Origin of the sequence: Caballeronia udeis (assembly GCF_001544555.2) — a bacterium.
GTDB lineage: Bacteria > Pseudomonadota > Gammaproteobacteria > Burkholderiales > Burkholderiaceae > Caballeronia > Caballeronia udeis.
Map to the genome: position 1 here is coordinate 25647 of NZ_FCOK02000044.1, position 12581 is coordinate 38227.

The 12581-nt window shown below is 62.3% G+C and carries 10 protein-coding genes; 7 read left to right on the forward strand and 3 right to left on the reverse strand.

Annotation, left to right across the window (positions count from 1 at the left end; genetic code table 11):
- Positions 1 to 2: 2 nt before the first annotated feature.
- The 3 genes from AWB69_RS26855 to phaZ all read left to right on the forward strand — a co-directional run bounded on the left by AWB69_RS26855 (position 3) and on the right by phaZ (position 3116).
- Positions 3 to 1709, forward strand: coding sequence for an alpha/beta fold hydrolase (locus AWB69_RS26855; protein WP_062089864.1), 1707 nt, complete (start codon positions 3 to 5; stop codon positions 1707 to 1709).
- Positions 1710 to 1786: 77 nt separating this feature from the next.
- A complete protein-coding gene (locus tag AWB69_RS26860) occupies positions 1787 to 2209 on the forward strand; it encodes a phasin family protein (protein WP_062089922.1) in 423 nt (140 codons plus the stop codon).
- Between the two features lie 73 nt (positions 2210 to 2282).
- Entirely contained in the window at positions 2283 to 3116 is an 834-nt protein-coding gene (phaZ, locus tag AWB69_RS26865) for a poly(3-hydroxyalkanoate) depolymerase (protein ID WP_062089865.1), read from the forward strand.
- Between the two features lie 27 nt (positions 3117 to 3143).
- Here the strand turns inward: phaZ and AWB69_RS26870 are convergent, their stop codons facing one another.
- Positions 3144 to 5876: a LuxR C-terminal-related transcriptional regulator gene (locus tag AWB69_RS26870; protein ID WP_062089866.1), complete on the reverse strand. Its 2733-nt coding sequence runs from the start codon at positions 5874 to 5876 to the stop codon at positions 3144 to 3146.
- Between the two features lie 390 nt (positions 5877 to 6266).
- Here AWB69_RS26870 and AWB69_RS26875 point away from each other — a divergent pair, with 390 nt between their 5' ends.
- The 4 genes from AWB69_RS26875 to AWB69_RS26890 all read left to right on the forward strand — a co-directional run bounded on the left by AWB69_RS26875 (position 6267) and on the right by AWB69_RS26890 (position 10610).
- The gene (locus AWB69_RS26875; protein ID WP_062089867.1) at positions 6267 to 7016 is read left to right on the forward strand and encodes an electron transfer flavoprotein subunit beta/FixA family protein; all 750 of its coding nucleotides are present in this window, start codon (positions 6267 to 6269) and stop codon (positions 7014 to 7016) included.
- A gap of 16 nt (positions 7017 to 7032) precedes the next feature.
- Positions 7033 to 7980: an electron transfer flavoprotein subunit alpha/FixB family protein gene (locus AWB69_RS26880; protein ID WP_062089868.1), complete on the forward strand. Its 948-nt coding sequence runs from the start codon at positions 7033 to 7035 to the stop codon at positions 7978 to 7980.
- Positions 7981 to 7994: 14 nt separating this feature from the next.
- Positions 7995 to 9785 (forward strand): acyl-CoA dehydrogenase C-terminal domain-containing protein, encoded by a 1791-nt coding sequence (locus AWB69_RS26885; RefSeq protein ID WP_062089869.1) that lies wholly within the window; start codon positions 7995 to 7997, stop codon positions 9783 to 9785.
- Between the two features lie 69 nt (positions 9786 to 9854).
- Complete coding sequence (locus AWB69_RS26890) at positions 9855 to 10610, forward strand: OmpW/AlkL family protein (protein ID WP_062089923.1); 756 nt, start codon at positions 9855 to 9857, stop codon at positions 10608 to 10610.
- A 31-nt stretch (positions 10611 to 10641) separates the two neighbouring features.
- Here the strand turns inward: AWB69_RS26890 and AWB69_RS26895 are convergent, their stop codons facing one another.
- Positions 10642 to 11526, reverse strand: a complete 885-nt coding sequence (locus AWB69_RS26895) for an SDR family NAD(P)-dependent oxidoreductase (protein ID WP_062089870.1) — start codon at positions 11524 to 11526, stop codon at positions 10642 to 10644.
- 114 nt (positions 11527 to 11640) lie between these two features.
- Positions 11641 to 12474, reverse strand: coding sequence for an SDR family NAD(P)-dependent oxidoreductase (locus AWB69_RS26900; protein WP_062089871.1), 834 nt, complete (start codon positions 12472 to 12474; stop codon positions 11641 to 11643).
- Between the last annotated feature and the right edge of the window lie 107 nt (positions 12475 to 12581).

Genomic DNA, 12581 nt, shown 5'->3' on the forward strand with positions numbered 1-12581 from the left:
AGATGGTGGCGAAAAATGAAAGCACAGCACAAAGCGAGCAGCCGAACGACCTCGCGGCGTCTGCCGCGGAAGGCATACTCGGACCGAATCCGTTCGTGGGACTGCGCCCGCGCGACATTCTGGCAACCGCGCAGCAGATTGGCGCCCAGGCGCTGCGGCAACCCGCCTTGCTCCTGGAGCAGGAGGCGGCGCTGGCGCGGGATCTGATGGCTGTGCTTGGCGGCAGTGCGAACTGTACGCCGCCTCAGGGCGACAAGCGCTTCACCGACCCTGCATGGCAGAGCAATTCGCTTTACCGCATGGCGCTGCAAAGTTACGTGGCGTGGCGCAACGCGCTGACCGGGTTTGTCGATCGCTCCGCGCTCGACCCGAAGAGCAAGGAACGCGCGCAGTTCGTGCTGTCGCTGTTCACTGATGCGCTGTCGCCAACAAACACGTTGCTGGGCAATCCGGCCGCACTCAAGAAAGTCATCGATTCGGGCGGCGCCAGCCTGCTTGACGGCATCAGGAACCTGATGACGGACATGCTGCAGAACCAGGGGATGCCCGCGCAAGTCGACAGGACGGCGTTCAAGGTAGGCGGAAATCTCGCCACGTCGCCGGGCGCGGTCGTCTTTCGCAACGACGTGCTCGAGCTGATCCAGTACACGCCGGCGACGGAACAAGTGCACGCCCGCCCGCAACTGATCGTGCCGCCCCAGATCAACAAGTTCTACGTCTTCGACCTGTCCGAAGGCAAGAGCATTGTCGACTATCTGGTGAAGAGCGAGTTTCAGGTGTTCGTGGTGAGCTGGCGCAATCCGACCGCCGCGCAGAGTCACTGGGACCTCGATACCTATGTTGCCGCGCTCCTTGAAGCGGTCGCGGCAGTGCGTGACATCACCGGCAGCGACGACGTCAACCTGCACGGCGCCTGCTCGGGTGCGATGACGATTTCGGCGCTCCTCGGCCACCTCGCAAGCCGGGGTGACAAGAGCGTCAATGCTGCCACGCTGATGGTTGCCGTGCTGGACAACACGGCTGACTCGCAGCTCGGTCTCTTTGCAACCCCGGAAGCCATCGCGGCCGCGAAGCAGAACAGCACCTCGAAGGGCGTGCTCGCCGGTGAAGAAATGGGCCGCGTGTTCGCGTGGATGAGACCCAACGATCTCGTCTGGAACTACTGGGTCAATAACTATCTGCTCGGTAAAACGCCGCCCGCTTTCGACATCCTCTATTGGAACAACGACGCAACCCGGCTGCCCGCGGCGATGCATGGGCAACTGCTCGATATCTTCACGGGCAATTTGTTCAGCAAACCTCGCGCGCTGACGGTCCTGGGTACACCCATCGACCTGTCTGAAGTAACCTGCGACAAATACGTCGTGGCCGGCATGACCGATCACATCACGCCATGGAAGGGCGTGTACAACACGGCGCGCACGTTCGGCGGCGACACGCGTTTCGTGCTGAGTTCGAGCGGCCATATCCAGAGCCTGATCAACCCGCTGGGCAATCCGAAGTCGAAGTTCTTTCTCAATCCCGATCTGGCCGGCAATGCCGACGCATGGCTCGCCAACGCCCAGGCTGAAAAGGACTCGTGGTGGGTCGACTGGCGCACGTGGCTCGCCGGCCATTCCGGCGAGCAGCGGCCCGCACCGAAGACGCTCGGCAACAAGCGGCACCCGCCGGGCGTGAAGGCGCCGGGAACGTATGTCATGGAAGCATAGGGCACACGCACCGGCACATTCGTTGACCGCACGGCGGCCAACATCTTTCTTAACGTAGTTTCATTGGAGTATTGATGATGGATTCAACCAATCCGAATAGCATTTTCGACGAGTACAAGAAAGTCATTGGACAGTTCAAGCTGCCCGGCATGGACGTCAACGCGATCCTCGAGTCGCGCCGCAAGGACATCGAGGCGATAGCCGAAGCCAACACGACAGCGCTTGCAGGCGTGCAGTCGCTGGCTCAGAAGCAGTCGGAGATCCTCCGCACGACGCTGACCGAATTGCAGTCGTTCGCGGCTCGCGCTGCCCAGTCGGGAGCCAAGCCCGCCGCCAACACGGGCGAAGTGGTGCAGCAGGCACTGCACAAGGCGCTCGCGGACATGCAGGAACTCGCGGGCACCGCATACCGTGCGCAGTCGGACAGCATCGCGGTGGTCACCAAGCGCGTCGCCGAGCACGTCGAGGAACTGAAGACGCTGCTTCAGCCGAAGAAGTAATGGGACGCGGGCCCGTGCGGCACGCCGACAGGCCGAACGATTGGCCGTCCAGAAGATGATCCGGAAACAAGAAATGAACACGAGCCCCGAGTCTCTTTGCAGCATGCAAATCCAGACGATCGATCTGGACGGTCAGACACTGCGTGTCGGGACGTGCCGCGGCAGTGACGCTTCGCCGCCGCTGCTCATATTCAACGGCATTGGCGCCAACCTCGAGCTGGTGGAGCCCTTCGTCACGGCGCTCGAAGACGTGAGTGTGATCATCTTCGACATCCCCGGCGTCGGCGGCTCGCCTGCGCCGGTCGTGCCGTATCGCTTCTCGACGTTGTCCGTGCTGGCCGACAAGCTGCTGACGCGGTTGGGCCTTGACGGGGCCGTCGATGTGCTTGGCGTGTCGTGGGGCGGCGCGCTGGCCCAGCAGTTCGCGCGTCTGTATCCGGAGCGCTGCCGCAGGCTGATTCTTGCGGCAACCTCTCCCGGCGTCATCATGGTGCCGGGCAAACTGTCGGTATTGTCAAAGCTGATCGGTCCGCGCCGCTACACCGATCCCGCCTACCTGCAAGAGGTTGGCGCGGACATCTACGGGGGCGCTTACCGGCGCGATCCATCGTTGCTGAAGGCGCACAGCCAGCACATCCAGCCGCCGCGCGGCCGCGGCTACCTCTATCAACTGCTGGCTGTTACAGGCTGGAGCAGCCTGCCGTGGCTCGGCGCGTTGCGCCAGAAGACACTGGTCATGCACGGCAATGACGACCCCATCGTGCCGCTGACCAACGCGAAGATTCTCGCGGCCCGTATCCGCGATGCGACGCTTTATGTGATCGATGACGGCCATCTGTTCCTAATCTCGCGCGCGAGTGAAGTCGCGCCCGTGGTGCGCAGGTTTCTCAGGCAGGAGGCGAGTTGAGTTGCTTCGTGACACGGCGCACGTACGCTAGCCGGCCGCGACCAGTCCCAGTGCCTGCGCGCGCGCAACGGCCTGCGCGCGCTTGTCCACGGCCAGTTTCACGAAGATGTTCTTGACGTGGGTCTTGACGGTTTCGGGCGTGATCCCCAGAGTGCGTGCGATCTCCTTGTTCGATTGCCCCTGGGCAATCAGCTCGACGATACCGCGCTCCCGTGCGCTCAGCGGCTCGCGCTCCGTGTCGCGCCTGGGGCCGGCGGCGGGCTCATAGAGTGCTCGCCAGCCGTCCAGCAGGCGATCGATATAAGCAACGCTTTCCTTCGTCTGCGGGGTGGAACGCGTGTCATCGCGAACCGCACGCAGGAGCGGCCCGATTTCCGGCCCCTGGTCGAGAATCGAGCGATAGATATCGCTACTGGCGTTCAGGACTTCGCGAAAGATTTCGACGGCGCGGGCCTGTTCGTTCGCACGCAACCAGACGAGCGCGAGCACGGTGCGCAAGCGCAGCGCGAGATAGTCGCCGTGCCGGCTTTCGACGCTTCGCAGAGCGCATGTCAACGACCCGAGGGCTTCCTCGGTCCGGTTCTGCGCCATCGCCACCCAGGCCACCGCGATCGCGCGGTATGTTTCGATCTCCGGCGAGACTGCTTCCTCCGCGGCGCAACGGGAGCCCACCACCTGATCCAGTTGCACGACACATGCCGACGCTTCCGCGATCCTGTCTTCCGCAAGGTAGAGCCGCGCGCGCTCTACAAGGACGCCGGCAATGAGCCGGTCCCAGCGGCGTGCATAACCGAGAACCTGTGCCCGGTCGAGCAACGCATACGCCTGCCCGGCGTCGGCACGCGAGATGGCGATCCGCACGAGCACACGATAGGCGATCAAGGTGCTGTCGAGCAGGACCGCCAGGTCGATCATCGGCATGAGATCGACCAGTAACGCTTCCGCCTCGTCGAGCCGTCCCTGCTCGTACCAGATCTGCGCAATCATGGGCGCGCACAACGCGGCCGAGATGGATTTCGGACCGGAATGGCGCTCGGCGAGCTGCATCGACTCGGTGAAATAGCGCTCGGCGAGCCCGAAGTGCATCTGCTGCATTTCCGCGTGGCCAAGCAGGCATAGCCGGTACACCGAAGCGAACATATTGCGCTGGTCTTCCTCGATCGAATCGGGGATCCAGGGTGTCGCGTAGAGCGCTTTGAGGTTGCCTGCTTTCCAGTGCCCGAAGCGCACGACGTTGGAGACGACATTGGTGGTCCAGCTGTCTGTCGACGGCCGGTCGAGACACGCCTGTGCGATTACAAGCGCGCGCTCCGAGTCGTCCTGTAGCGCGATCACCACCGAGCGGATTGCCTGGCACTCCCAGCGGATGTTCCCGGCGGTCTCGCCCGAGCCGGTGTCCGCGTCGCGCTCGATCTCGTCGAGCATCGCGAGCGCTTCGTCAAAACGCATCGCAAGCGCCATCCCCCACGCGATCGCGAGCGTGACCTTCACCTGCCCGCGCATCAGATGCGCCGGGAACTGACGTTGCCAGCCGAGCAGCGTGAGCAGGTCGCCTTTCGTGACGAGCGCCATCGCGCAGTGAGCCATCAGGGAGACAGCGTTTTGCGTATCGCCCGCGGCGATCGCGTGCCTGACCGCGTCTGTCCATTGCTCCTCTTTGGTGTACCACTGGCACGCACGGCGATGCAGGTCCGCCACTTCATCGCGATGCCGGGTTTCGAGCCGCCGGCGCAGGTACTCGCCCATCAGATGGTGATAGCGGAACCAGCGTCCTTCCATATCGAGCGGTTCGAGCAGCAACTGGCGGGCGGAGATGGTGTCCAGCATGCCTTGTTGCGCCGCAACGCCGGTTACCGCTTCGCATAGCGACGCCGTCAGCCGCTCGAGTATCGACGTGCGCAACATGAACCCGACCATGTCGTTTGGAAGGCGCTTGAGCATGTCTTCAAGGTACGCGGCGAACGGGCGGGAGGCGCCGGACGGCACACTCACATCCCAGTCCGATTTGCATTCGTCACGCGATATCACCGAAGCGGAAATTCGCAGCGCCGCAGCCCAGCCTTCGGTGCTCGCGAAAAGCGACTTGACGTTGGCCGGGCGCAGTCCGCTTGGGCATTCGTGTTCGACAAAGCTGCGGGTTTCGTCGAAGTTGAAGCGAAGTGTCAGCGCGTCGATTTCCAGCAGCTCGTTCCTGGCTCTCAGGTTGGCGATCGGCAGTGGTGGATCGGTACGCGTGCAGACCACGACATGCACGTTCGACGGCGCGTTCACGATGAAGTACGACATTGCGTCGTGAATGGCGGGCAAGCTGATCAGATGGTAGTCGTCGACGAACAGATAGACCTCGTCGTCGACTTCGACGAGTTCGTTGATCAGCGTCGACACGACCGAGTGCGCGGGCACGAGCGACGCCTCGGCGGTCAGGCTGAGCGCGGAGGCGCCGACAGCCGCACAGGCGTTGCGCAATGCTTGTGCCAGATGATGGAAGAAGCGCGCGGGTTCGTCGTCCTCCGTGTCGAGCGACAGCCACGCGACATAGGCGCCGCTTAGATTCAGCCCGTCGAGCCACGTGAGCGCAAGCGAGGTCTTGCCAAAGCCGGCCGGCGCCTTGATTACGGTAAGCCGTTTGTACTCCGCCTTCCCGGCGAGCGCGACGAGCCGTGGTCGATCTATCAACCCGGCGGGCAGTCGCGGCGGCAAGACCTTCGTTGCGAGGAACAGAGGCGGCCTGTTCGGCGGCGGCGCTTGCATCACGTGCATCAGTTGCTCCAGGCGTTCGGGTTGACCCTGACTGCCATTCCCCGTCCATGCACTCGCGCTCCCCTGTAAGGGGGATTTTGCGCGGCGCCGCATTCAGACACCATGCATTCCAGGGGGAGATGCGAAGTTCCACAACTGGACAACGGCGCTGGACAACGGTGCGGCACGCCGCCGGTCATTGGGAAATCGCCTCTCGGCGGGTGCTGGCTGAAACGGTGTTTTCTCAAGAAATGATACGCCCAACCACCTTGGGCGAGGGGACATGTCTACCCCAATTAAATCGTAGTGCGGCGCATAAGCCCGGACCCGCGGCGTGTAGCTCGCACGTACAAAACAAGATTGGTTCAGACGGCCGGCGTAACGAAGTCTTTTATCGAAACGGAGGAGGCAATGAAAGTACTGGTTCCTGTCAAACGCGTCGTCGACGCGAATGTGAGAGTTCGCATGAAGGCCGACGGCAGCGCTGTCGACATCGCGAACGTGAAGCTGTCGATGAACCCTTTCGACGAAATCAGCGTGGAAGAGGCCGTGCGTTTGAAGGAAGCCGGCGCGGCGTCGGAAGTGGTCGTTGTGTCCTGCGGGGTGCAGGGCTGCCAGGAAACGCTGCGCACGGCGATGGCGACCGGCGCCGACCGCGGCATCCTCGTCGAGACCGGCGCCGAGTTGCAGCCGCTCGCCGTGGCGAAGCTGCTCAAGGCGCTGGTGGACAAGGAGCAGCCGCAACTCGTGATGCTCGGCAAGCAGGCGATAGACGACGACGCGAACCAGGTCGGCCAGATGCTCGCGGCGCTGCTCGGCTGGCCGCAGGCGACCTTTGCATCGAAGGTGAGCGTCGAAGCAGGCAAGGCGACCGTGACGCGTGAGATAGACGGCGGGCTCGAGACGATCGAGGTCGATCTGCCGGCTGTTGTGACCACCGATCTGCGCCTCAACACACCGCGCTACGCGACGCTGCCCAACATCATGAAAGCGAAGAAGAAGCCGCTCGAGGTGGTGACACCCGATGCCCTCGGCGTCGACATCACGCCGCGGCTGACGACGCTGAAGCTCGCGGAGCCGCCGAAGCGCGAGGCGGGCATTCGTGTCGCCGACGCCGCAGACCTCGTGGCGAAGCTGAAGAACGTCGCGCACGTCATCTGAAACGAAAGAGGAAAACATGTCCGTACTCGTTATTGCAGAACACGACAACCAGACGCTGAAGGCGGTGACGTTGAACACCGTCACCGCCGCTGCGCGTCTTGGCGCAGACATTCATGTTCTCGTCGCCGGAGCGCAATGCGCAGCAGTGGCCGAACAGGCCGCAAGCATCGCCGGCGTGAACCGCGTGCGTGTCGCCGATGCGCCGCACTATGCGCATCCGCTGGCCGAGAACCTGGCTGCGCTGATTGCGACGGTCGCGGCCGACTACAGTCACGTGCTGGCGCCCGCCACCACCACCGCCAAGAACGCAATGCCGCGCGTGGCCGCGCTGCTCGACGTCGCGCAGATCTCCGATGTCGTTGCCGTCGAATCCGCCGATACGTTCGTGCGCCCCATCTACGCGGGCAACGTGCTGGCGACGGTGCGAAGCTCGGACCGTATCAAGGTCATCACGGTACGCACGACGGCCTTTGCAGCGGCGCCAGCCGAAGGCGGCGCGGCGGCGATCGAATCGCTCGCCCCGGCCGGCGAGGCCCCGGGTTCGCGTTTCGTGAGCCAGCAATTGACCCGCTCGGAGCGTCCTGAATTGACATCGGCGCGGCGGGTGATCTCGGGCGGGCGGGGCATGGGCGCGGGCGAGAACTTCGCACTGCTGGAGGATATCGCCAACAAGCTGGGCGCAGCGGTCGGCGCGTCGCGCGCTGCCGTCGATGCCGGCTTCGTGCCGAACGACTATCAGGTGGGCCAGACCGGCAAGGTCATCGCGCCGCAACTCTATATCGCGGTCGGCATCTCCGGCGCGATCCAGCATCTGGCCGGCATGAAGGACTCGAAGGTGATCGTCGCGATCAACAAGGACGAGGAGGCGCCGATCTTCCAGGTCGCCGATTACTGGATCGTCGGCGATCTCTTCAAGGTATTGCCCGAGTTGTCCGGCGAGCTGGACAAACTGCAACAAAACTGATTCCGGAGACCATGATGAGCACCTATATTGCACCGCTGCGCGACATGCGCTTCGTGATGACGGAACTGGCCGGTCTTGACGAGTTGTCTTCGCTGCCGGGCTTCGAGGAGGTAAGTCCCGAACTCGCCGAGGCCGTGCTCGACGAGGCGGCGAGGCTCGCGACAGAAGTGCTGGCGCCGCTCAACAAGCCCGGCGACGCGCAGGGCGCGCGCCTGACGAAGGACGGCGTTGTTGCGGCGGACGGTTTCGCGAAAGCCTACCGGCAGTTCGCCGAAGGCGGCTGGAGCGGCCTCTCCGGCGATCCGGATTTCGGCGGCCAGGGATTGCCCGAGTTGGTGCAAGCGGCAACCGTCGAAATGTGGAATTCGTCCAACATGGCGTTCGCACTGTGTCCCCTGTTGACCGCGGGCGCTACCGAGGCGTTGAGGCAGCACGGCTCGGAAGAACTCAAGGGACGCTATCTACCCAAGCTCGTGAGCGGTGAATGGACGGGCACCATGAACCTGACCGAACCGCAAGCGGGCTCGGATCTCGCCGCCGTGCGCACGAAAGCGGTGCCCGAAGGCGACCACTATCGCCTCTACGGCCAGAAGATCTTTATCACGTGGGGCGATCACGATATGACGGATAACGTCATTCATCTCGTCCTGGCACGCACGCCGGATGCGCCTGAGGGTGTGCGCGGCATATCGCTTTTTGTCGTGCCCAAGTTCCTGCTGAATGCCGACGGCTCCAGCGGGCAACGCAACGACGTGCACTGTGTGTCCCTCGAACACAAGCTCGGCATTCACGCGAGTCCCACCTGCGTGATGAGTTTCGGCGATCAGGACGGGGCGATCGGTTATCTGGTGGGGCAGGAGAACAAAGGTCTCGCGCATATGTTCACGATGATGAACGAAGCGCGCCAGAAGGTGGGGATCCAGGGGCTCGCGATTGCGGAACGGGCTTATCAGCAAGCCCGCGAATACGCGAAGGAACGCGTCCAGGGGCGGCTCGCGGCTGGCAAATCCGGTGGCGCTGTGGCAATCATTCATCACCCGGATGTGCGGCGCATGTTGATGACGATGAAGTCCCAGGTCGAAGCGATGCGTGCTTTCGCGTACGTGATGGCTGCGGACATGGACCGCGCGCACCGTGACCCCGATGCCGGTGAGCGCACACGTCGCCAGACGCGTGTCGATCTGCTGATCCCCGTGTTGAAGGCATGGTGCACGGAGTTGGGCGTCGAGATTACGTCGACGGGTGTGCAGGTGCATGGCGGAATGGGTTACATCGAAGAGACGGGTGCGTGCCAGTTCCTGCGCGACGCACGAATCGCGCCGATCTACGAAGGCACGACGGGGATCCAGGCTGCGGACCTCGTCAGCCGCAAGCTCGCGTCGGATCAGGGCGCAGGGATGGCCGCGCTAGTCGCGGAGATGCGTCAGGCCGCGTTGGAGCTCGCGCGCAGCACGGATACCCAGGTGGCGTCCGTTGGCACCGCGTTCGCGGCCGGTATCCAGGCGCTAGACGACGCTACTGCGTGGATGCTGCAAGCCTTGGCGACTCAGCCCGACGCAGCGCTTGCCAGCTCCGTCGACTATCTGATGCTCACCGGCTACGTGTGCGGTGGCTGGCAGATGGGGCGTGCAGCGCTTGCTGCGTCAAGCAAAGCCGCAGCGGGTGAAGATCCGGACTTCCATCGCGCGAAGCTCGCCACTGCGCTCTTCTACGCCGACAAGGTCTTGCCTAAAGCGACCGCGCTTCTGGAGACAATTCGCAGCGGCGCATCGAGCGGGTCGAGCCTGCCGATCGAACAATTCTGAGCAGCGATGAAAGAAAGACATTGATTCAAAAATATTAATATGTATTACGAAATAAATTGAGGAGACATGATGAAAAAAATTGCATGCCTTGCGTTAATACCGGCCGCGATATGTTCCAGTGCGATGGCGCAGAGCGCGGGTAGTCTCATAACCAGCGTGGGTGGAGTTTGGCTCGACTTTGGTCCGTCTTCCGCAACATCGTTGCAGAGCAGTTCGGCTTTCGGCACATTCACGTCAACGGGAACGGGCGGTCAGATACATAACACGTTCACCCTGGAGCTCTCGACCACTTATTTCGTCACGGACCATATTGCTTTCGATTTGGCGGCGGGCATACCGCCCAAGCTCCAGCTCTTTGCACAGGGCAAGGCCACACCATTCGGTGCCGGTGGGCCATCGCTCAATCTGGGGAATCTGGCGCCGCTCGCCACCACACGGTCGTGGTCGCCCATTCTGTTCCTGAAGTATTACTTCTTCGACGCGCAGACGAAGCTGCGCCCGTTCGTCGGTATTGGCGGGAACTACACGTGGTTTTCGCATACCAATCTCAATTCAACATTCGGTGGCGCGTTGCAGCAGATTGCAGGGCCGGGCGGACAGGTCAAGGCTTCGCTCAGTCCGTCATGGAACCCCGCGGTCACCGCGGGCGCCTCTTACAATATCAGCAAGAACTGGTATGCGACCGGGTCGGTGACCTATCTTTCTCTGAAGACAAATGCGACGGTCAGTTCCGTGGCCGCCAACGGTCAGACAGTGTTGTCCAGCAAGACGCGCATCACGGCGGATCCGGTGATCGTCTTCCTCGGAATTGGATACCGGTTCTAGCGAGCCTGGCGGCGGCAACGCCCACTTCATGTCATGTCGGCTTCTTCAGTACATCGAGCCCTTCCGGCAGCTGCGCGTCCGGGAAATGCGTGGAAAGGGTGGTTGCGCGCCACTGCTCCTGTTCGTCGGCGCGCTGAGCGTCTGCGAGACTGCAGACATGCAGCGCATCGCCACCGAGCAACAGACGCAGCGGCAGCTCGTCACGACGTGACAGTTGGACGATCAATGCCGCGATCTTCGCGGGGTCGCTGATTTCGTGACCGCCATAAGCTTCCAGAAGCGTGAGCATCTTGCCGACAGACTGTTCGTAGTCGGGCAACATGTCGTCAATGCCGCGACGTGCTTCGCTGGCCCACTCGGTGCGTATCCCTCCCGGTTCCAGCGTACATACGCGGAGCCCCAGGTGGCCAACCTCTTTTGCAACGACGTCGCTGAACCCGCCGACCGCCCACTTCGCTGCCTGATAGGCGGACAATCCCGGCGTCGATGTACGGCCGCCCGCCGATGACACCTGGAAAATATGGCCAGAGTGCTGTTCGCGCATCACCGGCAACACCGCACGGGTCAGGTTGACCACACCGAACAGGTTGGTTTCCACCTGATCGCGGAAATCTTGCGATGTCATTTGCTCGAACGGAGCGGTGTGGCCGTAACCCGCGTTATTGACCAGCACGTCGAGGTGGCCAAAGGCATTGAGCGCGTGGTCGACCGCGTTCTGTGCAGCAACCTCGTCGGTTACGTCGAGTGCAACGGGACGAATCCGGTCTCCATAGCGGTCGACCAGATCTGCCAGGCGTTCCGGATCGCGGGCGCCGGCAACAAGACGATCGCCTGCGGCAAGGACCGCCTCGCTAATAAGACGCCCAAGGCCGCGCCCGGCGCCAGTTACCAGCCAGGTTTTTGAAGTATCAGACATAGTAAATTCCATTTTCAGGTCAACAGATCTAAACGATGTTAGCCACAAGCGCGTATACATCTCGCCGTCTCGCCGTCTCGCCGTCTCGCTGTCTCGCCGTCTCGCGACGGCAATCTAGTTGCTGCCCCCTTGCGCGGCCTTTGAGACGCTCTCCCAGCTTTCCCAAACCTTCAGGCGTTCGGCGTAGACCTGTTTGATCAAGGGAAGCATTGCGCTGCCGAGGATGAGACGCAGGGGAGGTTCGGGTGCATCGACCACCTTAAGAATCGCTTCTCCCGTCGCGGAAGGATCTCCAAAGGCGTCGGCTGACAACATCGACGCCAGGTGCTGACGCACAGGCTCGTAAGCCGGCATGGGCGGTGCCTGCCTGATGGACGATTCATTCATGAAATCCGTAGCGAACGGACCCGGCTCGATGATCGTTACCTTGATCCCGAATGCGGCCACCTCTGCGGCAAGTGCTTCGGCCAAACCCTCGACCGCAAATTTGGTTGCTTCGTAGATACCACCCGTCGGGAACGCAACGATTCCTCCTGCGCTCGACACCGGCAGGATATGTCCCGATCCCTGCGCTCGAAGCAGAGGGAGGGCGGCCTGAATCACAGACAGCGTTCCGAACACATTGGTCTCGAAGTTGGCGCGGGCGTCCTGGATGCTGACCTCTTCGATGGCGCCCATATAGCCATAACCGGCAACACTCAGAATCACGTCGAGGCGTCCGAAGTGCTGGTGCGCGCGATTGACGGTACGGACAACCTCGTCGTGGTTGGTGACGTCGAGCGGGAGCAGCAGCAGGGTATCGGCGTATTGTTTTTGCAGCGCAACGAGCGATTGCACGTCACGTGCAGTAGCTACAACCTTGTCTCCGCGCGCCAGTGCGGCTTCTGCCCAGCGACGGCCAAAGCCACGCGACGCACCGGTGATGAACCACACTTTGGGGCTGGCCATGGGTATCTCTCGAGCTGGTTGATAGGTGTTACGAATTGACAGTTTTGGTAAAAATGTCAATTACAAAAGTCTAGTTCATCTGACAGTTTTCGTCAAAGTGTCTTGTC